This is a genomic window from Pseudomonas rhodesiae, assembly GCF_013285305.1.
In the GTDB taxonomy this organism is placed as follows: Bacteria; Pseudomonadota; Gammaproteobacteria; order Pseudomonadales; family Pseudomonadaceae; genus Aquipseudomonas; species Aquipseudomonas rhodesiae.
Window position 1 is genome coordinate 3,530,930 of the sequence record NZ_CP054205.1, and the last position, 25,084, is coordinate 3,556,013.

The window sequence follows — 25,084 nt, forward strand, 5'->3', positions numbered from 1 at the left end:
TGCTGTCTGAGCCATACCTCAGTGTTTACCTTGCTCCGGCATCTCACGCTTGGGCCCGAACATCGCCCAGGCAATCAGCCCCAGCAGCGGCACAAAGATCAGGATGATCAGCCACAACCCCTTGGTCTCCCAGCCACTGGTGCTGCGCAATACGGCGTTGATCGCCCACAGTTCCAACAGCAGTACAACCACCGCCAACCCGATCCAGACATATTCTAATTGCATGTTTCACCTCCTGAGGTCTAAGGCTTAGGTCAACCCATTGCGCTCAGGGTTCCATCGGATTTGCGCGAGTGTCGCAAACAGCGCGCATCAGGCCGGCGTAATGCAACGTAGTGCCTCGGCAACCATGCAAGCTGCACGACAGCAGCATTCGCATAAATTCAATAAGTTATTGATATTTAATCTATTTATTCATAACCAAGAGTTGGTACGGTGGATGCAACACCCCATCGGACGAGGCGCGCACTTCGACGTGCCCGAACCCTATCCGTGAGGTTTCACCATGAATGCCATCGACCTGCTCAAAGCCGACCATGAACGCGTCAAGACACTGCTGACCCAACTGAGCGAATCCACCGAGCGCGGCGTTAAAAAGCGCACTGAGCTGCTGGCCAAGCTCGAAATGGAAATCACCCTGCACACCAAGCTGGAAGAAGAGATTCTCTACCCGGCCTTCCGCAAAGCCGGCGGCAAAGAGCAGGACATCATGTACCACGAAGCCAAGGAAGAGCACCGCACCGTCGACAGCCTGGTTCTGCCCGACCTGAAGAAGACCGAGCCGTCCAGCACTGAGTTTTCCGGCCGCGTCAAAGTGGTCAAGGAACTGCTGGAGCACCATATCGAAGAAGAGGAAACCGAGATGTTCCCCCAAGCCCGCAAGCTGCTGGGCAAGGCACAACTGGAAGAACTCGGTGCCGAAATGGAGGCCATGAAGGCCGCGTATAAAAAAACCATGGCCAAGCCGATGGCGGCTTAACGGCTGGCCGGACCACGGGCCACGCTCCAGCGGCCCGGGGTTTGTGCAATGACATAAGGGGATTGCGTCATGAAGACCACCACGTCCCGAAGGATCGTACTTTCCGCTTGCCTGACGGCGATGCTCGCCGGGCCTGTCTTTGCGGCATTCGGCGATAACAGCGGTGCCGCAGGTTCCGCGCTGCCGCCGGGTACTTACCCCAGCAGCCCTTCAGACAGCAGCCAGAAAACCGACAACAGCACGCAGAAACAACAGCCGGCGAAACAAGCCCCCAAACCCAAACCCGCTAAACCCTCCAAAGAGCGCAAAGACACACCTCGATCAGGCAGCTGATGGTTCGTCCACGGGGGGTGGCTGCTTGGTCACGCCCCAATCGCCATGCTCGTACCAGTCGTCGCCGAGCATCTCGGCGGGGTGCATGGTGCGATCGGCACCGTTGCCACAGGCCAAATCAGTGGCAGCGCAGTAACGGTCGCAGCCCCAGCAGATTCGCTCAGGGTGTTTAGGGTGCAACGGAAACGGCTTGGCCATGACGAGTTCCTTATCAACGCGCGGTAGCCTCACCGTAACGTGTGAGGTGGCGGCTAACCTTGACCGGCATCAAGCCTGGCCAAGATGAAATATCCTCGAAACTTGACAAGAATCATTATTATCTGCGCCGCACCTTCCTAGACTCGGGCCCTCTCCCCTCACCCGTCAGGAAGTTCTCATGCGAACCCTCTCTCTGCTGCCGTTGGCCCTGCTGCTGTCCACCTCTGCCGCACTGGCAAAGGAATACCCGATTGGCGAACCGCAACACTGCCCGGGGTTGGAAATCGGCGCCGTGTACCTGCAACCGATCGAAATGGCGCCTACCGGCATGATGCGCGCCACCGCCGACTCCGACGTGCATTTGGAGGCCGATGTGCGCGCCACGGCGGACAACGCCCAAGGCTTTCAGGAAGGCAGTTTCGTGCCGTACCTGAACCTATCTTTCACCTTGAAAAAGCAAGGCAGCGACACGCCGATCACCGGCGATTTCCACGCCATGGTTGCCAATGACGGCCCGCACTACGGCGATAACGTCAAGCTACAAGGCCCCGGCAAATACACCCTCACCTTCAGCGTACTGCCGCCCACCGGCCCTCATTCGTTGGGCCGCCACACCGACAAGGAAACCGGGGTTGCGCCGTGGTTCGAGCGTTGCGAAGTGCACTACGAATTCGTCTACGCCGGCATCGGCAAGAAAGGCGGTTATTGATGCGCCGCGCCTTGCTGCTGGGTGGCCTGCTGCTCGGCGGCGCGGCCGCCGCGGCGCCGTTGCCCACCTATGAGTTGAGCCTGCGCGATGGGCACTTCACGCCGTCGCAACTGGTGGTCAAGGCCGGTGAGCGCTTCAAGATCGTGCTCACCAATGCCGGCCAGGGCCCGGCCGAATTCGAAAGCACGCCGTTGCGCGTGGAGAAGGTGTTATCGCCCGGCGTCACCACCTTTGTGGTGATCCACCCGCTCAAACCCGGCGAATACCCGTTCTTCGACGAGTTCAACCCACAGCTGCCCGAAGGCAGCCTCCTCGCTCAATAACCGCCGGAGCCGTTGATGAATCAAGCGATGTTCATTGTGTGGCGCGAAAGCGTCGAAGCGCTGCTGGTGATCGGCATCCTGCAAGCCTGGATCAGCCAGCAGGCCGGTCGCTCGCGCCTGGCGCGCTTTCTGTGGGCCGGGGTGCTGCTCGGTCTGTTGTGCTCGCTGGGCCTGGCCGGGTTGATGCTGTGGGCCGCAGAAACCATGACCGGCGCCGAAGGCGAATGGCTGCAAGCGCTGCTGACCCTGATAGCCAGCGCTCTGATGGTGCAGATGGTGTTCTGGATGCATCGCCACGGCCCCACCCTTCGCCACAGCCTGGTACGCGACGCCGACCAGCGCCTGGCACGCCAGGGCGGCTGGGGCTTGTTGCTGCTGGCGTTGCTGGCGGTGAGCCGCGAGGGCAGCGAAACCGTAGTGTTCCTATATGGCGCCGGCGCGCGTTTGCACGACACGGCCCTGAGCCTGTTCGCCATTGGCGGCGTGCTCGGCCTGGTGCTGGCCGGTCTCACGGTGCTGCTGTTGCGCAGCAGCCGCCGCGTACTGTCGTGGGCGCACTTTTTCGCCCTCAGCGAAGCCTTGCTGTTGCTACTGGGCGGCGCGTTGCTGGTGGCTGCCGTGGATCGTATCAGCGGGCAGCTGCTGGCGATGGACCTGCCGGACTGGGTCTACACGGCCTGCGGTGAGAGCCGCTGGGACAGCAGCGCACTGCTCAGCGACAGCCATGGCGTGGGCGCCCTGCTCGCCGATTTCGCCGGCTACCGCGCCGCGCCCAGCCTGATCACCCTGGCGGCGCTGCTCGGCTACTGGCTGTGGGTGAGCCACGGCCTGCGCCGGTCGCGGCACGCGGCATGAGTTGGCTGGCCCGCCTGGGCGATGGCATGCGCCGCCATGCGCGGCTGATCCGTGCGCTGCAATGGGCGGTGGTCGTGGTCTACGCGCTGCTGCTGGTGGTGCCGGCGCTGCTGCCGCTGCCCGACACTCAGGCGTACCTGGTGAATAACCTGACGCTGCTGGCGCAATTTATGTTCTGGGGTGTGTGGTGGCCGTTCGTGTTGCTGTCGATGGTGCTGTTCGGGCGCCTGTGGTGCGGCGTGCTGTGCCCGGAAGGCGCTCTAAGCGAATGGGCCAGCCAGCACGGACGCGGCCTGGGCATTCCGCGCTGGCTGCGCTGGGGCGGCTGGCCCACCGTGGGCTTTTGCCTGACCACCCTGTACGGGCAATTGATCAGCGTATACGACTACGCCCAGGCAGCATTGCTGATTCTTGGCGGCTCCACCGTAGCGGCCGTCGTGGTGGGCCTTTTGTTCGTGCGCGGCAAGCGTGTGTGGTGCCGCTACCTGTGCCCGGTCAGCGGCGTCTTCGCCCTGCTCGCGCGCCTGGCGCCGGTGCGCTTTGCGGTGGACGAGCAACGCTGGAAGGCCAACACCGCGCCGCGCCTGCCCCTGCCCAACTGCGCGCCGCTGCTGGACATCCGCCGCCTGCAAGGCGCCAGCGAGTGCCACGCCTGCGGGCGTTGCAGTGGGCAGCGCGGCGCCGTGCAACTGATCGCCCGCTCGTGCAACGAGGAAATCCTCCAGGCCCGTCATCAAGCCGCCTCGGTATGGGACGCGCGCCTGCTGCTGTTCGGCGTGATCGGCCTGGCCATGGGCGCGTTTCAATGGACCGTCAGCCCGTGGTTTATCGCCCTTAAACAACACCTGGCCGAATGGCTGGTGGTACACGATTGGCTATGGCCGCTGCAAGACACCGCGCCATGGTGGCTGCTGACCCACTACCCGCAGCTCAACGACAGTTTCAGTTGGCTGGATGGGATGTGCATCGTGCTGTACCTGGGCGCCAGCTCACTGCTGCTGGGCGGCGCATGCTGGGTGCTGATGAAGTTCAGCGCACGTGTGGCGGGCGACCGCGCACTGTTTCGGCCCCTTGCCCTGACGCTGACGCCACTCGGTGGTGCGGGGCTGTTCCTCGGCTTATCGGCGACCACGGTGAAGTTATTGCGCTACGAAGGGTTGGTATTGGCCTGGGTGCAAACGGCACGCGGGGCCATGTTGGTGGCGGCTGTTGGATGGTGTATCTGGTTGGGATGGCGGCAACTGAGCGGCCTACCGCGCAAGGCACGGATGGCGGCATGGATGGGTGTCTTGACGGCTGCCGGCTTGGTCGCAGGCGCATGGTGGTTACAGTTCTGGGGCTGGGCTTGACCGCGACTTGCCTGATGCACGGCGGTCCATTGTGGGAAAATGACGGCGGGTCAGCAACAGATGCGTCGACTGACACTCCCACATCGGGGGCAAGCCCCCCTCCCACCTTTGATTGCATTGCCTGGTCTGGATCATACGGCGCACTGCCGCACAGTTCGCGGCATGCCGGTCCAAACTGCTTCCCCAGTATTAACTGCAAAAACTCGCTCAAACTGTGGGAGGGGGCTTGCCCCCGATGGCGGCGGGACAGCAACACATGTGTCAACTGACACGCCCACATCGGGGGCAAGCCCCCTCCCACCTTTGATTGCATTGCCTGGGCTGGATCATACGGCGCACTGCCGCACAGTTCGCGGCATGCCGATCCAAACAGCTTCCCAAGCATTAACTGAAAAAACCGGCTCAAACTGTGGGAGGGGGCTTGCCCCCGATGGCGGCGGGTCAGCAACACATGTGTCAACTGATACTCCCACATCGGGGGCAAGCCCCCTCCCACCTTTGATTGCATTGCCTGGGCCAGGTCATACGGCGCACTGCCGCACAGTTCGCGGCATGCCGGTCCAAACAGCTTCCCAAGTATTAACTGAAAAAACCGGCTCAAACTGTGGGAGGGGGCTTGCCCCCGATGGCGGCGGGACAGCAACACATGTGTCAACTGACACGCCCACATCGGGGGCAAGCCCCCTCCCACCTTGATAGTCATTGCCTGGGCTGGATCATACGGCGCACTGCCGCACAGTTCGCGGCATGCCGGTCCAAACTGCTTCCCCAGTATTAACTGAAAAAACTCGCTCAAACTGTGGGAGGGGGCTTGCCCCCGATGACGGCGGGTCAGCAATACATGTGTCAACTTCAACTCCCACATCGGGGGCAAGCCCCCTCCCACCTTTGATTGCATTGCCTGGGCTGGATCATACGGCGCACTGCCGCACAGTTCGCGGCATGCCGGTCCAAACGGCTTCCCAAGCATTAACTGCAAAAACTCGCTCAAACTGTGGGAGGGGGCTTGCCCCCGATGGCGGCGGGACAGCAACACATGTGTCAACTGACACGCCCACATCGGGGGCAAGCCCCCTCCCACCTTTGATAGTCATTGCCTGGGCTGGATCATACGGCGCACTGCCGCACAGTTCGCGGCATGCCGGTCCAAACGGCTTCCCAAGCATTAACTGAAAAAACTCGCTCAAACTGTGGGAGGGGGCTTGCCCCCGATGGCGGCGGGTCAGCAATACATGTGTCAACTTCAACTCCCACATCGGGGGCAAGCCCCCTCCCACTTTTGATTGCATTGCCTGGGCCAGGTCATACGCCGCACTGCCGTGCCGTTCGCGACAGCCCGATCCAAACGGCTTCCCCAGTATTAACTGAAAAAACTCGCTCAAACTGTGGGAGGGGGCTTGCCCCCGATGACGGCGGGTCAGCAATACATGTGTCAACTTCAACTCCCACATCGGGGGCAAGCCCCCTCCCACCTTTGATTGCATTGCCTGGGCCAGGTCATACGGCGCATTGCCGCGCGGTTCGCGACAGGCCAATCCAAACGGCTTGCCCAGCATTAACTGAAAGAACCCGCTCCAAAGGTGGGATTCTGGTAGCGGCCTAGACCTTGAACCGCCCCACCATCTGGTGCAAATCCCCGGCCATGCCTGCCAGTTCCTGCCCTGCCGTCTGTGTATGAATAGCCCCCTGCAACACCTGCTGTGACAGGGTTCGAATGCCCACCAGGTTGCGATCCACTTCCCGCGCCACCAGCGCCTGTTCCTCGGTGGCGCTGGCAATCAGCATATTGCGCTCGTTGATCTGGGAAATAGACCGGGTGATTTCTTCCAGCGCCTGCCCCGAGCGCTGGGCCACGCCCAAAGTTGCCTGCACCCGTTCGCTGCTGTCGTGCATGGCCGCCACGGCGTGTTCGCTGTCCTGGCGGATGGCGCCGATCATCTGTTCGATTTCCTGGGTCGACACCTGGGTGCGATGGGCCAGCGCGCGCACTTCATCGGCCACCACCGCAAAACCACGCCCGGCGTCGCCCGCTCGGGCGGCTTCGATGGCGGCATTCAAGGCCAGCAGGTTGGTTTGATCGGCGATGCTGCGGATTACATCGAGCACGCTGCTGATGTCTTGCACGCGCCCAGCCAGTTGTTGGATGCGCTCTGAGGTTTCCACCACGCCGTTGGCCAGGGTGTTGATCGAGGCGACGGTTTCCTGGACCTGGGCCTGGCCGCGCTGGGCGGTCTGTTCCGACAGGCGCGAGGCTTCGCTGGTGCTCACCGCGTTACGCGCCACCTCGTCCACAGCGGCGGTCATCTCGTTCACGGCGGTAGCGGCCTGCTCAATCTCCTGGCCCTGCAACTGCAAGCTGCCGCTGGTCTGGGTGCTGACCGCACTGAGTTGCTCCGATGAGCTAGCCACGCCGTCCACCGACGTTGCGATATGCCGCACCATCTGCTGGAGGTTCTGCTGCATGTGATGCAGATTGCGCATCACGCTGCCCTCCGCGCTGTCACCCACCGGCACCACGATAGTCAGGTCACCGCCGGCGATATGACTCAACACCCGCGCCGCCTCATCCGGCTCGCCGCCCAGGGGCCGCAGCACACTGCGGGTGACCAGCACCGCCGCCGCCACTACCAGCGCCAGGCACAGCACAAAGAGGCCGATCATGGTGCGTCGGGCTTCGTCGTAGAGAGCCTGCGCCACCTGCTGGCGCTCGGCAAACACACGCCCCTGTAACGCCATCAAGGCGTCCAGGCTTTTGAACACCTCCAGCTCCGCCGGCATCACCTGCTGCTTGAGCTGCGCCAGGCCCTGGTCACGGGCGCCCTGCTTAATCAGCGCCTGCACTTGGGTGAACGCCGCCACGTAGGCTTCGCGATGGGTTTTCAAACGGGCGTAGGCGGCCTTGCCTTCGGCGGTATCGAGCAGCGGTTCGAGGGTGGCGAACGCCTCGGTGATGCGTTGGCGCGTGGTGCCGATGGCCGCCTGGGCCTGTTGGTTATCTTGGTCGATCAACAGGTCGCGGGTGTTGCGCCCATTGTCCCGCACGCCGGTGGCGATCACCATGATCGGCGCGATCTTCGGCCAGTCCTGCTGCACGATCTGGTCGGCCTGTTGCTTGAGCGTGGCCAGGTCGTGCAAGGCGTAGAACACCAGACCGATCAGCGCCAGAGGCGCAATCGCAAAGCCAATGACAATACGGCGTGCGGTGGTTAAGTGGATCATCTGAACATTCCTTGATGAAGGCCTGCCCACGGGGGGCAGCATCGATAAAAAATCCTGTGGAGGGCTCACCCTCGCAACACAAACGCCGGAAACAACTCGCGCATCCGCGCCCACAACTCCGGCAGCGCCGTTTGTATCGGCGCGCACGCCAACTGTGTATCGAGCATGGTGGCGGTACGGACTATCTGCACGGCGAAGCGCTTCACGCCACTGGCTTGCAAACGCTGGGCCAGGCGCAACAGGCGTGGCGGGTCGATCAGGTGCCAGTGCACCGTGGTGCGGCATTCGTAGTCGACGCCGCTGGCCAGCAAGGCGTCGAGGCTGTGCCAGTTGGCGGCGCCGCTGCCCTTGACCTGGGTGATGGATTGGCAGTCTTCGGCCAATGCCTTGACATCGAACCCGACCCAATCGGCATGGGCCAGCGCATTGGCAAAGCTGGCGGGTTTGATGCCGGCGCTGTGCAGACCGATGCGAAAACCCATCTCGCGCACTTCGTCCATGGCCGCCGGCAGGCCTTCCTGCAGCGTCGGTTCGCCGCCGCTGAACACCACCGCGTCGAGCAGATCCTGACGCCGCTGCAAAAACAGCAAAACCCGGCGCCAATCCACCTCTGCGCTACCGCGCGGTGGGATCAAGTCCGGGTTATGGCAATAACGACAGCGCCAGGCGCAGCCTTGGCAGAACAGCACGCTGGCGAGCATGCCGGGGTAGTCGAGGGTGGTCAGGGGCACCAGGCCCCCGACCCTTAGTGCTCGCGTCATTGGCGCCCAGCCGCGGCAGCCGTTTCGGTGAAGTGCACGCGCTCCTTATGCTCGGATTGCTTGCCGGGGTTGAACGCCGACACGGGCCGGTGATAGCCCATGACGCGGGTCCAGACTTCACAGCGTTGACGTTGGGGTTGCGCAGTTTGCATGGTGAGTCTCCTTGGGGGATCAAACGTAGCCGAGGGTTTCATCGCATTTGGGGCAGAACTCGTGTTCCCCCGCCAGGTAGCCGTGCACTGGGCAGATGGAAAACGTCGGGGTAATCGTCAGGTACGGCAGATGGAAGCGTCCCAGGGCTTTACGCACCAATTGCTTGCAAGCCTGGGTCGAAGAGATCTGCTCGGCCATGTACAGGTGCAGCACCGTGCCGCCGGTGTATTTGCATTGCAGTTCGTCTTGCAGTTCCAAGGCTTCGAACGGGTCTTGGGTAAAGCCCACGGGCAATTGCGAGGAGTTGGTGTAATACGGCGCGAAGTCGCTGCCGGCTTGCAGAATGTCCGGGAAGCGTTTGCGGTCTTCCTTGGCGAAGCGGTAGGTGGTGCCTTCGGCCGGCGTCGCTTCGAGGTTGTAGAGATGGCCGGTTTCTTCCTGGAAGCGCAGCAATGTGGCACGTACATGGTCGAGCAGCTTGAGGGCAAAGGCGCGCCCCTGTTCGGTGTGCATGCCCTGCTCGTCACCGCTGAAGTTGCGCAGCATCTCGTGCATGCCATTGAGGCCGATGGTGGAGAAGTGATTGCGCAAGGTCCCCAGGTAACGCTTGGTGTAGGGGTACAGGCCGGCGTCCATGTGGCGCTGGATGACCTTGCGCTTGACCTCAAGGCTTTCCATGGCCAGCTGCATCAGATGATCCAGGCGTTGCAGCAAGCCCGAGGTGTCGCCCTTGAACAGGTAGCCCAGGCGCGCGCAGTTGATCGTCACCACCCCGAGGCTGCCGGTTTGCTCCGCCGAACCGAACAAACCGCCGCCGCGTTTGAGCAATTCGCGCACATCCAGTTGCAGGCGGCAGCACATCGAACGCACCTGATTGGGCTGCATATCGGAGTTGAGAAAGTTCTGGAAATACGGCAGTCCGTAGCGTGCGGTCATCTCGAACAGGCGGTCGGCGTTGGGGCTGTCCCACGGAAAATCGTGGGTGATGTTGTAGGTGGGAATCGGAAACGTGAACACGCGCCCCTTGGCATCCCCGGCCTGCATCACCTCGATATAGGCGCGGTTGATCAGCTCCATTTCCGCTTGCAGATCGCCGTAGGCAAATGGCATTTCTTCGCCACCGATCACCGGGATCTGCTCGCGCAAATCCTGTGGGCACACCCAGTCGAAAGTCAGGTTGGTAAACGGCGTTTGGGTGCCCCAGCGCGACGGTACATTGAGGTTATAGATAAATTCCTGCAGCGCCTGGCGCACCTCGGGGTAACTCAACTGATCCTTGCGCACATAGGGCGCCAGGTAGGTGTCGAACGAGCTGAACGCTTGGGCGCCGGCCCATTCGTTCTGCAGGGTGCCGAGGAAGTTGACCATCTGTCCCAAGGCGCTGCTCAGGTGCTTGGGCGGCCCCGCCTCCACCCGGCCCGGCACGCCGTTGAGGCCTTCGTGCAGCAACGAGCGCAGCGACCAGCCGGCGCAGTAACCGGCAAGCATGTCCAGATCATGAATATGCAGATCCGCCTCGCGGTGTGCCTGGCCGATCTGCTGGCTGTAGACCTCATCCAACCAGTAATTGGCCGTGACCTTGCCCGCCACGTTCAACACCAGCCCGCCCAGGGAATAACCCTGGTTGGCATTGGCCTGCACGCGCCAGTCTTCGCGGTCGAGGTATTCGTTCATGGAGGTGGCGACTTCCACCAGGGTCTTGCGGTCGCGGCGCAGACGCCCGTGTTGCTCGCGATAGACGATATAGGCGCGCATCGACAGAAAGAAGCCGGCATCCATCAGCACCCGTTCGACACTGTCCTGGATCTGCTCGACGTCGAGCCGTTCGATACCGCGCAAACGCGCGAGCACGGCGCCCAATAGCAGGTCCACATCGGCGGGCTGATATTCGCCAGTGGCCGTGCCGGCGGCGATCAATGCCTGGCGGATTTTTTCGGCGTCGAAGGCGACCCGTGTGCCGTCGCGTTTGTGTAACAGGGTGCTGACCAGCGGGCTCGACACACTTTGCATAAGTGATCTCCGGACACTACATATAGGTGGTTTTTTATACGAAAACACAATATGCAGTGACTTTACGGCGAACCACGCCAATCGAAATTGACCGGGATCAAGGTTGGCAAACGCGTTCGGGTAAGCACCCACCGAGAGCCGTCACTGGAACCTTCGCCAGGTGCTCTCCACACAGAAGGGATCTCCACTCACAGCGAAGAAGTTCTATGCGAACAGCTCAATCCCCAATGCAGCGCTTTGCAACCGTCGCCCCGGCGCTGGAAAACACACTGTCTGTGAACACGTCGCGCCCCGGCGAAACGCTCAACAGTGGCCGATCAAAGCGCGCAGCGCCGGACGACGCGGTCACCGCCGCCGCAAAGAAGAACGCGGATTTTCTGGTGAAGGACGAAGATTATTTATTGAGCTGTTCGTTTTCCGCCGCGCTGATGGACAGAGCGATAGCATTGCTTGCCAACCCGACAGCCCCTCCACCCGCGGCGACCGTCGACGACATCCCGGCCAACTCGACGTTCGGCCAAGCGCTGGCGCGGTTTACCGCCACGCTCAAGCAAGAACCCTTCGCTTCGTTCGCGCGCAACAAAAACATCAACTTGGCGCACTTCAAAGTGTTCCCCTCAGAGGGCCGACTGGAATGGGTCAGCCATGGCGTGCCGATGAAGCTGACCCGAAACAATCCGGCATGGAACAAGGTCTCTGCGGATCTGCTTGCCGCCGCGCGGGAGTTGATGCCAACGTTGTCAGGCGCCTTCGAATTCACGGGGGCACACCGCGCGCCTGTGGACGTCATCGGCGACTTTTACGCAACTGCACGGGCGACCGACCTGCCCAGCACCCTGCGCGCCATTACCCGATTGAAGCAAACCCGGGACTTTCCTTCACTGCGCTTACATCGAGAGCCGGGCGCGAACGACGGCGCATCGGACTACCAACGCGTCAGGCAAAAACAGAGAGACGCCATCGACGCCTTAGCCACCCACCTCAGCCATGAGCCAGAGGCGCTGCCGCCGTCCAGACGTAACCTTTCCCCAGCGCAAACCGTCGAGCAATGGGACAGGGCTCTGGCGCACGCCTGCGCTATCTACCTGTACAACCAGCACAGCACATCGGCGGTCTGGAGCGACACGACCGATGCGCTCGGCGCCGCACCCGCATCTACGTTCGGCGTGGCGTGGGAGGCTTACCGCCAATCGCTGTCCAGTGAGGCGTTCAAAAGCTTTGCCAGAGACAAAGGGATCGACATCGGTAGCCTGCGCATTGAGGCCCGGTCGGGCACCTTGAGCGCCGTCGCCAACGGTCAGCGTCGCCGTTTTACGCTTGAAGACGATTCCGCATGGGCCGCCGTTGCCGCGCCCATCCTGGAGAAAGCCAGGTCTATCGCGGCGGGCTCAGCGGCCGAACTCAGCTACCCCGGGGCCGAAGTCGATCCAAGGACCGTCCTCAATTTCTATGGTGAGCCCGTCGCTCACGCCACCCAGGTAGAGATGCTCAAGCATTGCGCCGCCCTCCACCGCTCAGGTTTCGAAGCGTTGCGCGAGCACGCGCAGCCGAGCGACGAGCGTTCACGTACGGTCCAGGCTAAAAGAACCGCCGCGATCCAGGCCATCACCCCTGCCCCTCGCCAATCGTCCCCTAACGATGTCCACGAGCGACGGTTGCTCAACGCTTTCACCGATGAATTAAGCAAAGCGAACCGGGGTGAGGCGCCTGCATGGGTGCGCGTGCCCACTCAAACGGCGTTAGGTCAGTGGCTGGAGCTGTATCGCAGCCTGTTCGATCATCCGGCGGTGCAAGAATGGATGAAGGTCAAGGGCTTCGATCTGGCCCAGCTGGAGCTGATCCCCTCCACGGGCACGTTGCTGGTCAAAAAAGCCGACGACGTCACCGTGCTCTCACCGACAGACACATCCGGCTGGGGCGATATTGCCGGGCCGATCATTAAGGTGGCTCAAGTCATCGCCCCTTCCCCCGATCAATCGCTGCAGATCGCACCCGGCAACGCTTTCATTGCCACCCCGGTGGGCGTGGTGGCCGACTTCCAGGGCGAATCGCTCCAGGCTGACAGCACCTCCCAACGGGCCCGCATCACACACTTGAATACACAGCAGGCCTTTGATCCGATTGCAGCAGACGACCCGCTGCGGCCTGCCGCCGGTCGATCTGCCGCAGCCCTTGCCAACCTCAATCGCCAGGCTCAGGCGCAGTTCGCGGCAGTGGCCAAGTCGAAGGCCGACAAGCGTGATTTCGCCACGCTTATGTTCAACGTCAATCGGGATTTGCCGGATGTGCGCCAGGAGGCGAAAAAGTGGGCCGAAGCAATCATCCTGAAATTGACCGGCAAGGTCGTCGATGCCGATACCCTTTATCTGAATCGATTCAATGGCTCGCAAAGTGCAGACACCCAGACCGGATGGGAGCACATGGGCGAGGAACCGAAGTCATCACTGCGTTTGCCCGACGCGTTGCTCAACAACTTTTCGGAAAACGATGGAGTGCCTAACAACCTCGACTCCGAAGCGGGTCTGTACACCGACGGCCCCGGCAAAAGCCACTCGGGAGGCTATGGCAAGCACAACGAGTTTCCCCTGGCGCCCTCGCAGATCATGCATGAAGCCTGGTCAACTGACTTCCAGAAACACATGACCGACAAACTGGACAGTTTCTGGGCGGACAACGCCGATAAATACCGTGACACCCTCAAAGGCCAGTTTATTTACAGCGCCCGCAGCCAACTGGAAACGTACGAAAAAGCCAGCCCCGAAGACCGCGAGCGCTTGCCGGCCGAGGCGCGCTTGACCCGCAGCGACTATGAGCTGGTCATGAAAGCCGCCTCCAACGTCCCGGTAGACCCCAAGCAACCGGTGCCCGTGGAGGCGCTGCAGGCGCGTGCCCCGGTCAAGGACAAGGTCCGTGTACATGCGCTGGATATCAATGGTTTCAAGTCCACCGATATCTTGCGCTTCACCGAGTTGGACGACGGCCAATACCGCTACCTCAAAGACCGGCGGGATGGGCGGCAGATTCTGTACATTCCAGGTCACTCCCCAGAATTCCTGAGGTTCTCATCCCTCGGCAGCATGGACAAATGGATCGCCGATGAATGCAAAGACCCGGACAAACGCAACGCCTTGGCGTCGCACTTCAGCCTGTCGGATCGCCAGGATAAATCCAGCAGCACCGTCGTGAGCCTCTTCAAGGCGATCATTCCGCTGGGGGACCAGTTGATCGGGGAGCGCCCGGAGGAAGGCGTCGATACTGCCTTGCGTAACTTGAGCACGGGCTACTGGGACAACCTGGAGGGCACGGTGATCGACAAAGGCAACTTCCGGATCACAGGCGATGTTTTCGACAGTGTGATGCGGCAAACCTGTCAACGCATGAGCCGTGACGCGGATGTCACCATCAAATCCAATGATGAAGTCACACGCGATACCTGGCTGAACGACCTTTCCGTGGCCGCCGGCCTGCTGGGGAAGCTGGCCCCCATTGCCGAACCGGTGGCGGCTCTGGCGTTCCTGACCGGCATCGCCGAGGGCGTCCTAGGGGTGGAAAAATCCATCTCGGGGGACACCGAGTCCGAACGGCGCGAAGGCGCCGCTAAAGCCCTCGATGGCGTACTCAACACCCTGTTCGCCGTCGGTGCCGCCGAGCGTCCCGAGGACCCCTTCGCAGTTTCCAGCGAAGGCACGGCGATCGGAGACACGGTTGCGCTGGGTCGCAACGCGGCCCCAGGCACCACCGTGAACGACACGCCGCTGCCGATTGGCGAGGAACGTTTTGCCGATGGGTCGGCCGCTCTGGTCATCGACCCGTCCGTGTCGTCCGACGCCTACACCATCGCTCGCACCAACGGCTTCGATCTGGTGGACGGCGAGAAGGTCTATCGCTACGACACCGACCAGCCTGGGCTGTTGAGCGATTTGCAGTCCACCGAACGCGCGGACCGCCTCGACGCATTTGAGAATAGTTGCCCGGCGCCTACCTCCCTGTCCGGCAGAGCCAAACGCGGCGCCAATGACCTGTGCTTCGTCAAAGCGCTGGAGCCGGTCAATGACACGGCGGGCAAAGAGCTGCAATCGCTGGAGCACGTTCGGCTGTTCCCTGCTCCACGCAAGTCCTTGTTCAATGCGGATCGGGAAGTCATTTTCGAGAAGCGCCTCAATCGCGTGATGGATACCGAACTGGGCAACAAACTGGTGCCACTGCCAGGCAAAACCCACATCAAATACAAAACCGTGGTCAAGGGCGATATCAGTAAGAACGCGCGGTTCGGTCTCTATGGCAACAGCGAAAGTGAGTTTCTGCGCGATCGCACTTATGTCGTCAAGCTGGGCAGTATCAGCGACGCTTGTAACGATTCGCGGGAAGTCCGGGGCATCGTCGTTGCCAGTTCCAACCCCGCCGACACGCGCCGATACCTGATCGTCGAAGCGGACACCGCAGAGTTCTATAAAGCGCTGATCACGGACGGCCAGACCGGCAAAGTCAATTTCATCCGCTGCGAAGCCACCCCGTCGGACCTGGACCTGGTCAAGCAATACCGCAGTGAACTGACCCAGCGTCAAGGCGCCAACGCGGTGCCGTTCGACGCCGACCTGGTCGCCCTGCCACCCCTGGACAAGGCGTTGAAACTGTTGAAGAAAAACGGCTACACCGATGCCCAGATCCAGGAGCTCAAATCCAGCGTTTCAGGCATGACCGCCGAACAGAAACGCGAGGTGGTCTATCAATTGCAAAGTCGCCACGCCATCGAAAAGCCCGATATCGCCCTCAAGCCCGCAAGGGTCCTGCCTCTGAACAAGCCTGCCGCATTCAGCACGTTAACGGCCGAGCAAAAAAACGCGTTCTACGCAAAAAGCACCAACGCGTCGGTCAACCGCGCGCTCAAGGCCACGGGCCTGGGCCCCGGTAATCAGCTGCGGTCCGCCAGCGATATTGCGCGCGCCGAAGCGGCCTCCCACACCCTGGGATGGATGCGCCGTCTCAACACCCCCCGTGCAGCCAATCGGGGTGACATGATCCTCAAGGCCGGCGCCGGTAACTGCGGGGAAATGAGCCTGCTGTCAAAGGACATTGTCACCAAAAGCGGGGGGCGCGCTTATGAATGGTCGGCGGGGGATGCCCATGCGTTCACCGTAATTGGCGGCCCTTTGGAACGACCGCCGGCGACCCGTGATTTTTCCGAGGCCATCTGGCGCGATGCCTGGATTGTCGATCCCTGGACCGACATCGCCTGCCCGGCCAGTGAGTACACGGGCCGACTCAAAGCGGTAATGACCGAATGGCAAGCCAGTGGGCTGAAAATACTGGATGGGCCCAAAGGCCGTATGGACCCCACCGATCCAGACTGGCTGGATCAATTGATCAACCAACCCAAACAAGCTTACGAGCATGCCTATGAAGCGCCGGAGGCGGCGGCCTAGGCCATCGAGTTCGCCACACTGACCGCGAGCCCCAGGCGCTGCCTTGCAGCGCCTGGGGCCGGGCATGCCCCCATGGGCGCTTCTATCCTCCACTCATATTCATAAAACGCACCACCTGCACCTCGCCGTCCCCGCTGAAATCATGCCGCAACGGCTTGCCCTTCAACCCTTGATGCAAGGCTGCGATCAACGGCCCATCCTCCAATGGATAGCGCCGCAGCAAGCTACGAAAATCCACGGCCTTGTCCTGCCCCAGGCACAGCAACAACTGCCCTTCGACGGTCATCCTGACCCGATTGCAGCTGCCGCAAAAGTTATGGGAATTGGGCGAGATAAAGCCGATCCGCGTCTGCGGATGTTGCACCAAGCGCACGTAGCGCGCCGGGCCGCCGCTGTTTTCCGTGCTGTCGAGCAGCCCATGTTCACGAGCGATCAGCGCGCGTACGTCGTCGCTGGCACAGAAGCTCTCGCCGCGTGAGCGCCCCACATCGCCCAGGGGCATTTCCTCGATAAAACTGATGTCGATGCCCTGCTCGATGGCGTAGCGCACCAAGGCCGGCACTTCACCGAAGTTGCGCCCGTTCATCACCACGCAGTTGAGCTTGACCCGTTCGAAGCCGGCGTTGCGCGCGGCTTCGATACCGTCCAGCACCTGGCGCAGATCACCGTTGCGGGTGATTGCGCGAAAGCGTTGGGGGTCGAGGCTGTCGAGGCTGATATTCATGCGCTTGACGCCCGCCTCCACCAAGGGCCGGGCCAGCCTCGCCAGTTGTGAACCGTTGCTGGTCATCACCAGTTCGCGCAGGCCCGGCAACGCGGCAATGTTGCGGCACAGGCCGACAATGCCCGGGCGAATCAACGGCTCACCGCCGGTCAGGCGAATCTTGCGCACGCCCTGGCCGACAAACAACGCGGCCAGGCGCTCCAGCTCTTCGAGGGTCAGCACCTGCTGGCGCGGCAGGAACGTCATGTTTTTCGCCATGCAGTACACACAGCGAAAATCACAACGGTCGGTCACCGACAACCGCAGGTAGTCAATCGAGCGGCCTACCCCATCCACCAGGCTCATGTCACTGCACCAGCGGCGAGTCGGCGCCCTGCAGCGCGATGCCGCGAATGTCCGCCGCGCCGATCAGGGTTTGCAGGTACTGCACCAGCGCCTTCTGCCATACGCCCTGTTGCAGTTGGGTGCGAATCGCCGTGGCCACCGCTTCGTACGGCAGCGCCTGGCCTTCGATGCGCTGATCAACGCTGATCACGTGCCAGCCGTAGCGGCTTTCCAACGGTTTATCCGCCAGGCCCGGTGCCAGGGTGAACAGTTGGCGCTCCAGTTCGGGCACGGTCTGGCCTTTGCTGACCTGGCCCAGGGAGCCGCCCTGTGCCTTGGACGGACACGCGGAGTACTTGAGCGCCAGCTCGGCGAAACTACCGGGGTTCTGGGTCAGGCTCAGCAGCAGGACTTCGGCCTGCACATGGGCCAGGTGGCGGGCCTCGGCATCGTCCGGCGCGCATTCGAGCAGGATGTGCCGCACCGCCAGCAACGGCGCGCTGTGGAAGCGCCCGCGATTGTTCTCGAAGAAGCGCACGCAGGTGGCCTCGTCGCACTCGGGCACCTTCACTTCCCGCTCCAGCAGCAGGCGCGTGGCCGCTTCTTCTGGGTTCTCGCCGGCGCCGATGTCCACCGCCAACCCCAGCGCGGCGATGCGCTGCTGCAACAGCTCGCGGATCACCAGGGCGCGGGCGGCCAGGTACACCGCCTCTTCGCGGCTTTGCGCCGGGTGATACTGCACCTCCAGGGCCATCGCCTCCGGCGTGATCGCCACGCCGTTGACGCTGATGATCGGCCATTGCTGTTCACTGCTGGCGATCAATTCAGGCTCCAGCGCTACCGGGACTTCAAGCACCGGTTCCTGGGCCGCCGAACCGCAACCGCCGCTGCCGCCGTTACTGCCGCCACATCCGCATCCGCTAGTCATGGTGTGCTCCTCACTTCTGCCGCACGATTTGATAACGACGCCCCAGGTACCAGATCGGTGCGCTGACCATATGCACCAGACGGGTAAACGGGAACAGCACAAACAGGCTCAAGCCCAGCGCCACGTGCGCCTTGTAGATCAGCGACACCGGCGCGATCGACTCCGCCGCTTCAATCGGACGCAGCAGCACCACGTTCTGGGCCCAGTCGGCAAGCATCACCATCACCGAGCCGTCCATATGCCCAGTGGAGGCCACGATGGTCAGCAGCCCCAGCAGCAACTGCGCCAGCAACACCAGCAGGATCAGGATGTCGGAGGGGCTCGATGTGGCGCGCACCCGCGGATCGCCCAGGCGGCGCTTGACCAACATCAGCAGGCCCACCAGGCACAGCAGGCCGAAGAAGCCGCCGGACACCATCGCCAACAGTTGCTTGTGCTCGGTGCTGATCACATGGTGATAGACCGACGCTGGCGTCAGCAGGCCGACAAAGTGCCCGGCCAGCACGAACAGCACGCCGATATGGAAGAAGTTGCTCGCCACGCGCATGCCCCGGTTATTGAGCATCTGGCTGGAGCCGGCCTTCCAGGTGTACTGCGACAAGTCGAACCGCGCCCAACTGCCCAACAGGCAGATCGCCAGGGCCACGTAGGGGTAGATCCCGAATACCAGCAAATTCCACTTAGACATTACCCACCTCCCCGGCGGGCACTGCGGCCCGGCCTTCTTGCTGAAAATCCACCCAATGCAACGGCACCGCGCTTTCTTCACGGGCTTTGCCCGGCGCGCTCGGCATCGCACTGCAACGGTCCTGTTGCTCGGCCTGCATAAAGTCCACGGCCTCTTCTTCCCAGACCTTGTCCAGGGCTTCGAGGGAGTCATCGCGCGGCTCGGCGGCCACCTGGGCGCGCAGTTCGGCCACGGCCTGGTGCGGCTCCGCGCCGGCTATCTGCAACAGCGCGCGCAAGCAACTGGCATAGCCGCTCTCACGCTCCTCCAGCCGCGCAGCCAGCAAGGCCAGCAGGTGCGCCACATCCGCCAGGCCCTCACGGGCCTCGATGTCTTCGCGGGTGGACAGGAACTCCAGGTACAGCGGGATATAGTCCGGCAGCTCCTTGACGCCGATGGCGAACCCGGCGGCTTCGTACTGGGCCATCATGTCGACCATGGCCTGGCCCCGGTCCCGGGACTCGCCGTGTACATGCTCGAACAACAGCAGCGACAGCGAGCGACCACGGCCAAACAACGCGCCGTAGTGTTCCTGGCCATCCATCAGATCGTTGCCGCAGATCAGCTCCAGCAATTCGAACAGCGCGCCGCGTTGCTTGGGGCTGATTTCCCGTGCTTCGAGAATCGCTTGTTCCAGTTCGTCGCGGCCGTTCACCAAGGTCTCGGTGGGGTAGTCCAGCAGCAGCGAAATCACTTTAAGAATGCGCATGGCTCAGTCCTCCCAGATCTGGACGGTTTTCAGCACGTCGCGGCGGTTGGCCTTTTTGGCTCCGAACATATTGGTGTCGGAACTGCCGCTGCAGCCGCTGCCAAAGCTGAAACCACAGCCGGAGCGCTCGGCGAACGCGTCGCTCATGGCGTCTTCACGGTGGGCGCTGGGCACCACGAAACGGTCTTCGTAGTTGGCGATGGCCAGGTAGCGGTACATCTCTTCCACCTGCTCCACGCTCAGGTCGACGTCGCGCAGCACTTGCAAATCCTGCACGCCCTCGACCTGCTGGGAGCGCTTGTAGGCGCGCATCGCCAACAGGCGCTTGAGTGCGCGCTTGACCGGTTTTTCATCGCCGGCGGTGAGCATATTGGCCAGGTAGCGCAGCGGAATACGCAGGCTGTCCACATCCGGGATCACCCCGTTCATGCCCACGGTGCCAGCGGCCGCAGCGTTCTGGATCGGCGACAGCGGCGGCACGTACCAAACCATCGGCAAGGTGCGGTATTCCGGGTGCAGCGGCAGCGCGAGTTTCCAGTCCACCGCCATTTTGTACACTGGCGAACGCTGGGCCGAGTCGATCACCGACTGCGGCACGCCATCGGCCAGGGCCTGGCGGATCACCGCCGGGTCGTTCGGGTCGAGGAAGATTTCCAGCTGTTTTTCGTACAGGTCTTGCTCGTTGGCAGTGCTGGCCACTTCGCTGATGCGGTCGGCATCGTACAGCAGCACCCCGAGGTAGCGGATGCGCCCCACGCAGGTTTCGGCGCACACGGTGGGCATGCCGGCTTCGATACGCGGGTAGCAGAAGATGCACTTCTCGGACTTGCCGCTTTTCCAGTTGAAGTAGATTTTCTTGTACGGGCAGCCGCTGATGCACATGCGCCAGCCCCGGCATTTTTCCTGGTCGATCAGCACGATGCCGTCTTCTTCGCGCTTGTAGATCGCGCCGCTGGGGCACGACGCCGCGCACGCCGGGTTGAGGCAGTGCTCGCACAGGCGCGGCAGGTACATCATGAAGGTGTTTTCGTACTCGCCATAAATATCGGCCTGGATCTGATCGAAGTTCTTGTCCTTGCGGCGCTTGGCGAACTCGGTGCCGAGGATTTCCTCCCAGTTGGGGCCCCACTCGATCTTTTCCATGCGCTTGCCCGACACCACCGAGCGCGGCCGCGCGGTGGGCTGGTGCTCACCCAACGGTGCGGTGTGCAGGTGCTGGTAATCGAAGTCGAACGGTTCGTAGTAGTCGTCCAGGCTTGGCAGGTCGGGGTTGGCGAAGATGTTCGCCAGCACCCGGAACTTACCGCCGATGCGCGGGTTGATCGAGCCGTTGGCATTGCGCACCCAGCCGCCTTTCCATTTGTCCTGGTTTTCCCACTCTTTGGGGTAGCCGATGCCGGGTTTGGATTCGACGTTGTTGAACCAGGCGTACTCCATGCCTTCGCGGCTGGTCCACACGTTTTTGCAGGTGATCGAGCAGGTGTGGCAGCCGATGCATTTGTCCAGGTTCAGCACCATGCCGATCTGTGAGCGAATCTTCATCTCAGTTCTCCTCGATATCGGTCGGCAATGGGCGCGGCAGGTCATCGCCGCTGGAGCCATCGAGCCAGTCGACCTTGGCCATCTTGCGCACCACGACGAATTCGTCGCGGTTGCAACCGACCGTGCCGTAATAGTTGAAACCGTAGGCTTGCTGGGCGTAGCCGCCGATCATGTGGGTCGGCTTGAGCACTACGCGGGTCACCGAGTTGTGGTGGCCGCCACGGGTCTTGGTGGTTTCCGAACCCGGCACGTTCACGATGCGTTCCTGGGCGTGGTACATCATCACCATGCCTTCCTTGACGCGCTGGCTGACCACCGCACGGGCGGTCAAGGCACCGTTGACGTTGAAGCATTCAATCCAGTCGTTGTCCTCGATGCCGGCACGCTGGGCGTCGATTTCCGAGAGCCACACAATCGGGCCGCCACGGCTCAGGGTGAGCATCAGCAGGTTGTCGCTGTAGGTGCTGTGGATGCCCCACTTCTGGTGCGGGGTGATCCAGTTCAGCACGATCTCGGTTTCGCCATTGCTGCGCTTGCCTTTCACGCCGGCGATGGTGCGGGTGTTGACCGGTGGCCGGTAGCTCATCAGCTGCTCGCCGAAGGCCTGCATCCACGGGTGATCCTGGTAGAACTGCTGGCGGCCGGTGATGGTGCGCCATGGGATGTTTTCATGCACGTTGGTGTAGCCGGCGTTGTAGCTCACATGCTCGTCTTCCAGGCCCGACCAGGTGGGGCTGGAGATGATCTTGCGCGGCTGCGCCTGGATATCGCGGAAGCGGATCGCTTCGTGGGCCTTGGGCAAGGCCAGGTGGCTGTGGTCGATACCAGTGAATTCCGACAACGCCGCCCAGGCCTTGACTGCCACATGGCCGTTGGTTTCCGGGGCCAACGACAGAATCACCTCGGCCGCGTCGATAGCCGTGTCGATCTTCGGCCGGCCGTGACTGACGCCGGCGTCGCCTTCGTGGTGGTTCAGTTCGCCCAGGAACGCCACTTCATCGTCGGTGTTCCAATTGATGCCCTTGCCGCCGTTGCCGAGTTTTTCCAGCATCGGGCCCAGGGACGTGAATTTCTTATAGATATTCGGGTAGTCGCGCTCCACCACCGCCATGTTCGGCGCGTTCTTGCCCGGCACCGGTGCCACCCCGGCGCTTTTCCAGTCGGTGCCGCCAAACGGCTGGGCCAGCTCGCCGACGCTGTCGTGCATCAGCGGTACGGTCACCAGGTCTTGCTCGACACCCAGGTGCCCGACGGCCATGGCCGAGAACGCCTTGGCGATGCCTTTGTAGATTTCCCAGTCCGAACGCGACTCCCACGCCGGGTCGATGGCTGCCGACAACGGGTGGATAAACGGGTGCATGTCCGAGGTGTTCATGTCGTCTTTTTCGTACCAGGTGGCGGTCGGCAGGACGATGTCGGAATACACGCAGGTAGACGACATGCGGAAATCCAAAGTGGTCACCAGATCCAGCTTGCCGATGGCCCCGTCGTCGACCCACTCGGCTTCGGTGGGCTTGCTTTCACCGCCAAACCCGATGTCTTCGTTCATCACGCCGTTCTTGGTGCCCAGCAGGTACTTGAGCATGTACTCGTGGCCCTTGCCTGAGGACCCGAGCAGGTTGGAGCGCCAGATAAACATGTTGCGCGGGAAGTTCACCGGGCTGTCCGGCTGCTCGCAGGCAAAGCGCAGGCTGCCGTCCTGCCAGGACTTGACCACATAGTCTTTGGGGTCCATGCCGGCGGCGGCGGCGTCACGGCAAATGTGCAGCGGGTTGGCGTTGAGCTGCGGCGCACTGGGCAACCAGCCGGCGCGTTCGGCGCGGATGTTGTAGTCCAAGGCATGGGTGGGGAACTGTGCTTTGTCGGCCAGGGGCGAGAGCACGTCGTGCATGTTCATCTTCTCGTGGCGCCACTGGGAGCTGTGGCCGTAGAAGAAGCTGGTGCCGTTCATCTGGCGTGGCGGGCGGCTCCAGTCCAGGCCGAAGGCCAGGGGCAGCCAGCCGCATTGCGGGCGCAGTTTTTCCTGGCCGACGTAGTGGGCCCAGCCGCCGCCGGTCTGGCCGACGCAACCGCAGAGCATGAGCATATTGATCAGCCCGCGGTAGTTCATGTCCATGTGGTACCAGTGGTTCATCGCTGCGCCGACGATGATCATCGAACGCCCACGGGTTTTGTCGGCGTTGTCGGCGAACTCACGGGCGATCTGGATGGCTTTCTCGCGGCTGACCCCGGTGATCGCTTCCTGCCACGCCGGGGTGCCCGGTACGCTGGCGTCGTTGTAGTCCTTGGCCACATTGCTGCCGCCCAGGCCACGGTCGATGGCCAGGTTGGCCGCCGACAGGTCGAACACGGTGGCGACCTTGGCCACGCTGCCGTCGGCCAGGGTCACGCTGTGTACTGGTACGCGACGGAACTGCACGGCGTCGCCGGCCACATGCTGGAAATGCTCGTGGGCTTCGCCGGCAAAGTACGGGAACGCGACTTCGGCCACGTCGTCACCGATCAGGCTGAGCTTGAGGTCGATGGCGCGCCCTTCACCGCCCTCTTTGGCAAGGATGTTCCACTTGCCCTTCTCGCCCCAGCGGTAGCCGATGGCGCCTTGTGGCGAGACCAGCTCGCCGCTCGCGTCGAGGGCGATGGTTTTCCATTCCGGGTTGTTGTCCTGGCCGAGGTTGCCGGTGAGGTCCGAGGCGCGCAGGAAACGATCCGGCTGGAAGCCCGCGCCCGGCGCGAAGCCGCTCATGGGCTTGAGCATCACCAGCACCGGCAGGTCGGTGTAACGCTTGGCGTAGTCGGTGAAGTAGGCGCTCGGCTTGTCCAGGTGAAACTCTTTGAAGATCACATGGTTGAACGCCTGGGCCAGGGCGGCGTCGGTGCCCTGTTTGGGGTTGAGCCACAGGTCGGTGAGCTTGGCCACCTCCGAATAGTCCGGGGTGATAGCCACGGTCTTGGTGCCCTTGTAGCGCACCTCGGTGAAAAAGTGCGCGTCGGGGGTGCGGGTCTGCGGGACGTTGGAACCCCAGGCGATGATGTAGTTGGAGTTGTACCAGTCGGCCGATTCCGGCACGTCGGTCTGCTCGCCCCACACCATCGGCGAGGCCGGTGGCAGGTCGCAGTACCAGTCGTAGAAGCTCAGGCACACCCCGCCCAGCAGCGACAGGTAACGCGAACCGGCGGCATAGCTGACCATGGACATGGCCGGGATCGGCGAGAAGCCGACGATACGGTCCGGGCCGTATTGCTTGATGGTGTAGACGTTGGAGGCGGCGATGATCTCGTTGACCTCCTCCCAGTTCGAGCGGATGAAACCGCCCATGCCGCGCTTGCTTTTGTACGAGTCGGCCTTGGCCTTGTCCTCGACGATGCTCGCCCACGCCTCGACCGGTGGCAGGGTCAGGCGCGCTTCACGCCACAACTTGAGCAGCGGCTTGCGGATCTTCGGGTACTTGAGGCGGTTGGCGCTGTAGATGTACCAGCTGTAGCTGGCGCCGCGCGGGCAGCCGCGGGGCTCGTGGTTGGGCAGGTCGTTACGGGTGCGCGGGTAGTCGGTCTGCTGGGTTTCCCAAGTGATCAGGCCGTTCTTCACATAGATCTTCCACGAGCACGAACCGGTGCAGTTCACGCCATGGGTGGAGCGCACGATCTTGTCGTACTGCCAGCGCGAGCGGTAGACGTTTTCCCAGTCGCGGGACTCCTTGCGGGTCTCGCCGTGGCCCTCGGAGAATTCGTTTTGCTTGCGGTTGAAGAACCGCAATTGATCCAGTAAGTGACTCATGGTGCTTTCCTCATCAGGCGTGCCGTGGGGTGCGTTGCCCCGC

The 25,084-nt window shown here is 62.3% G+C and carries 19 protein-coding genes; 7 read left to right on the forward strand and 12 right to left on the reverse strand.

All coding sequences use genetic code 11. From position 1 onward, the window contains the following. Window positions 1-18: 18 nt before the first annotated feature. Entirely contained in the window at window positions 19-225 is a 207-nt protein-coding gene (locus tag HRH33_RS15825) for a PLD nuclease N-terminal domain-containing protein (protein ID WP_034098413.1), read from the reverse strand. Window positions 226-505: 280 nt separating this feature from the next. Here HRH33_RS15825 and HRH33_RS15830 point away from each other — a divergent pair, with 280 nt between their 5' ends. Together HRH33_RS15830 and HRH33_RS15835 are read left to right on the forward strand one after the other, a co-directional pair. Then, window positions 506-979 carry a PA2171 family ribosome-binding persister protein gene (locus HRH33_RS15830; protein ID WP_034098414.1) on the forward strand — a complete coding sequence of 158 codons (474 nt, stop codon included), beginning with the start codon at window positions 506-508 and terminating at the stop codon, window positions 977-979. Window positions 980-1,048: 69 nt separating this feature from the next. Continuing rightward, window positions 1,049-1,312, forward strand: coding sequence for a hypothetical protein (locus HRH33_RS15835; RefSeq protein WP_167418623.1), 264 nt, complete (start codon window positions 1,049-1,051; stop codon window positions 1,310-1,312). On the opposite strand, the gene HRH33_RS15840 is transcribed toward HRH33_RS15835, so the two are convergent. Next, complete coding sequence (locus HRH33_RS15840) at window positions 1,301-1,510, reverse strand: DUF3079 domain-containing protein (RefSeq protein ID WP_167418624.1); 210 nt, start codon at window positions 1,508-1,510, stop codon at window positions 1,301-1,303. The two genes, HRH33_RS15835 and HRH33_RS15840, sit on opposite strands and share 12 nt — an antisense overlap. Window positions 1,511-1,688: 178 nt before the next feature. Between HRH33_RS15840 and HRH33_RS15845 the strand changes: the two genes are divergently transcribed. From HRH33_RS15845 to HRH33_RS15860, 4 genes are read left to right on the forward strand one after another with little or no spacing between them, the layout of a single operon-like run. Further along, window positions 1,689-2,219, forward strand: a complete 531-nt coding sequence (locus tag HRH33_RS15845; protein ID WP_167418625.1) for an iron transporter — start codon at window positions 1,689-1,691, stop codon at window positions 2,217-2,219. Then, window positions 2,219-2,542 carry a cupredoxin domain-containing protein gene (locus HRH33_RS15850; RefSeq protein ID WP_034098419.1) on the forward strand — a complete coding sequence of 108 codons (324 nt, stop codon included), beginning with the start codon at window positions 2,219-2,221 and terminating at the stop codon, window positions 2,540-2,542. The genes HRH33_RS15845 and HRH33_RS15850 overlap by 1 nt, the downstream gene beginning before the upstream one ends. A 15-nt stretch (window positions 2,543-2,557) precedes the next feature. After that, window positions 2,558-3,397 carry an FTR1 family iron permease gene (locus tag HRH33_RS15855; protein ID WP_167418626.1) on the forward strand — a complete coding sequence of 280 codons (840 nt, stop codon included), beginning with the start codon at window positions 2,558-2,560 and terminating at the stop codon, window positions 3,395-3,397. Next, window positions 3,394-4,746 (forward strand): 4Fe-4S binding protein, encoded by a 1,353-nt coding sequence (locus HRH33_RS15860; protein ID WP_173603523.1) that lies wholly within the window; start codon window positions 3,394-3,396, stop codon window positions 4,744-4,746. The genes HRH33_RS15855 and HRH33_RS15860 overlap by 4 nt, the downstream gene beginning before the upstream one ends. A gap of 1,599 nt (window positions 4,747-6,345) precedes the next feature. Here the strand turns inward: HRH33_RS15860 and HRH33_RS15865 are convergent. From HRH33_RS15865 to HRH33_RS15880, 4 genes are all read right to left on the reverse strand, one after another. Next, a complete protein-coding gene (locus HRH33_RS15865) occupies window positions 6,346-7,965 on the reverse strand; it encodes a methyl-accepting chemotaxis protein (RefSeq protein WP_167417488.1) in 1,620 nt (539 codons plus the stop codon). 65 nt (window positions 7,966-8,030) lie between these two features. Further along, window positions 8,031-8,726, reverse strand: coding sequence for an anaerobic ribonucleoside-triphosphate reductase activating protein (locus HRH33_RS15870; RefSeq protein ID WP_167417487.1), 696 nt, complete (start codon window positions 8,724-8,726; stop codon window positions 8,031-8,033). After that, entirely contained in the window at window positions 8,723-8,878 is a 156-nt protein-coding gene (gene nrdD / locus HRH33_RS26525) for an anaerobic ribonucleoside-triphosphate reductase (protein WP_034098430.1), read from the reverse strand. Before nrdD ends, HRH33_RS15870 begins: the two co-directional genes overlap by 4 nt. A gap of 19 nt (window positions 8,879-8,897) precedes the next feature. After that, window positions 8,898-10,889, reverse strand: a complete 1,992-nt coding sequence (locus tag HRH33_RS15880) for a ribonucleoside triphosphate reductase (RefSeq protein ID WP_167417486.1) — start codon at window positions 10,887-10,889, stop codon at window positions 8,898-8,900. Window positions 10,890-11,116: 227 nt separating this feature from the next. Between HRH33_RS15880 and HRH33_RS15885 the strand changes: the two genes are divergently transcribed. Continuing rightward, complete coding sequence (locus HRH33_RS15885) at window positions 11,117-16,312, forward strand: dermonecrotic toxin domain-containing protein (protein ID WP_167417485.1); 5,196 nt, start codon at window positions 11,117-11,119, stop codon at window positions 16,310-16,312. Window positions 16,313-16,394: 82 nt separating this feature from the next. On the opposite strand, the gene moaA is transcribed toward HRH33_RS15885, so the two are convergent. From moaA to HRH33_RS15915, 6 genes are read right to left on the reverse strand one after another with little or no spacing between them, the layout of a single operon-like run. Next, on the reverse strand, window positions 16,395-17,381 hold the full coding sequence (moaA, locus tag HRH33_RS15890) for a GTP 3',8-cyclase MoaA (RefSeq protein ID WP_167417484.1): 987 nt from the start codon (window positions 17,379-17,381) through the stop codon (window positions 16,395-16,397). A 1-nt stretch (window position 17,382) separates the two neighbouring features. Beyond that, the gene (locus HRH33_RS15895) at window positions 17,383-18,288 is read right to left on the reverse strand and encodes a peptidylprolyl isomerase (protein WP_167417483.1); all 906 of its coding nucleotides are present in this window, start codon (window positions 18,286-18,288) and stop codon (window positions 17,383-17,385) included. A gap of 10 nt (window positions 18,289-18,298) precedes the next feature. Beyond that, complete coding sequence (gene narI / locus HRH33_RS15900; protein ID WP_034098438.1) at window positions 18,299-18,976, reverse strand: respiratory nitrate reductase subunit gamma; 678 nt, start codon at window positions 18,974-18,976, stop codon at window positions 18,299-18,301. Continuing rightward, window positions 18,969-19,724: a nitrate reductase molybdenum cofactor assembly chaperone gene (narJ, locus tag HRH33_RS15905; RefSeq protein ID WP_034098439.1), complete on the reverse strand. Its 756-nt coding sequence runs from the start codon at window positions 19,722-19,724 to the stop codon at window positions 18,969-18,971. Before narJ ends, narI begins: the two co-directional genes overlap by 8 nt. A gap of 3 nt (window positions 19,725-19,727) precedes the next feature. After that, on the reverse strand, window positions 19,728-21,266 hold the full coding sequence (narH, locus tag HRH33_RS15910) for a nitrate reductase subunit beta (protein WP_034138456.1): 1,539 nt from the start codon (window positions 21,264-21,266) through the stop codon (window positions 19,728-19,730). A 1-nt stretch (window position 21,267) separates the two neighbouring features. Beyond that, complete coding sequence (locus HRH33_RS15915) at window positions 21,268-25,041, reverse strand: nitrate reductase subunit alpha (RefSeq protein ID WP_167417482.1); 3,774 nt, start codon at window positions 25,039-25,041, stop codon at window positions 21,268-21,270. Between the last annotated feature and the right edge of the window lie 43 nt (window positions 25,042-25,084).

Bases quoted from the DNA above. Each gene is read 5' to 3' on its own strand.
- HRH33_RS15855 (WP_167418626.1), top strand. From the start codon at position 2,558: ATGAATCAAGCGATGTTCATTGTGTGGCGCGAAAGCGTCGAAGCGCTG.
- HRH33_RS15885 (WP_167417485.1), top strand. From the start codon at position 11,117: ATGCAGCGCTTTGCAACCGTCGCCCCGGCGCTGGAAAACACACTGTCT.
- HRH33_RS15830 (WP_034098414.1), top strand. From the start codon at position 506: ATGAATGCCATCGACCTGCTCAAAGCCGACCATGAACGCGTCAAGACA.
- HRH33_RS15865 (WP_167417488.1), bottom strand. From the start codon at position 7,965: ATGATCCACTTAACCACCGCACGCCGTATTGTCATTGGCTTTGCGATT.
- HRH33_RS15880 (WP_167417486.1), bottom strand. From the start codon at position 10,889: ATGCAAAGTGTGTCGAGCCCGCTGGTCAGCACCCTGTTACACAAACGC.
- moaA (WP_167417484.1), bottom strand. From the start codon at position 17,381: ATGAGCCTGGTGGATGGGGTAGGCCGCTCGATTGACTACCTGCGGTTG.
- narH (WP_034138456.1), bottom strand. From the start codon at position 21,266: ATGAAGATTCGCTCACAGATCGGCATGGTGCTGAACCTGGACAAATGC.
- narI (WP_034098438.1), bottom strand. From the start codon at position 18,976: ATGTCTAAGTGGAATTTGCTGGTATTCGGGATCTACCCCTACGTGGCC.
- HRH33_RS15895 (WP_167417483.1), bottom strand. From the start codon at position 18,288: ATGACTAGCGGATGCGGATGTGGCGGCAGTAACGGCGGCAGCGGCGGT.
- HRH33_RS15840 (WP_167418624.1), bottom strand. From the start codon at position 1,510: ATGGCCAAGCCGTTTCCGTTGCACCCTAAACACCCTGAGCGAATCTGC.
- narJ (WP_034098439.1), bottom strand. From the start codon at position 19,724: ATGCGCATTCTTAAAGTGATTTCGCTGCTGCTGGACTACCCCACCGAG.
- HRH33_RS15915 (WP_167417482.1), bottom strand. From the start codon at position 25,041: ATGAGTCACTTACTGGATCAATTGCGGTTCTTCAACCGCAAGCAAAAC.
- nrdD (WP_034098430.1), bottom strand. From the start codon at position 8,878: ATGCAAACTGCGCAACCCCAACGTCAACGCTGTGAAGTCTGGACCCGC.
- HRH33_RS15825 (WP_034098413.1), bottom strand. From the start codon at position 225: ATGCAATTAGAATATGTCTGGATCGGGTTGGCGGTGGTTGTACTGCTG.
- HRH33_RS15835 (WP_167418623.1), top strand. From the start codon at position 1,049: ATGAAGACCACCACGTCCCGAAGGATCGTACTTTCCGCTTGCCTGACG.
- HRH33_RS15845 (WP_167418625.1), top strand. From the start codon at position 1,689: ATGCGAACCCTCTCTCTGCTGCCGTTGGCCCTGCTGCTGTCCACCTCT.
- HRH33_RS15870 (WP_167417487.1), bottom strand. From the start codon at position 8,726: ATGACGCGAGCACTAAGGGTCGGGGGCCTGGTGCCCCTGACCACCCTC.
- HRH33_RS15850 (WP_034098419.1), top strand. From the start codon at position 2,219: ATGCGCCGCGCCTTGCTGCTGGGTGGCCTGCTGCTCGGCGGCGCGGCC.
- HRH33_RS15860 (WP_173603523.1), top strand. From the start codon at position 3,394: ATGAGTTGGCTGGCCCGCCTGGGCGATGGCATGCGCCGCCATGCGCGG.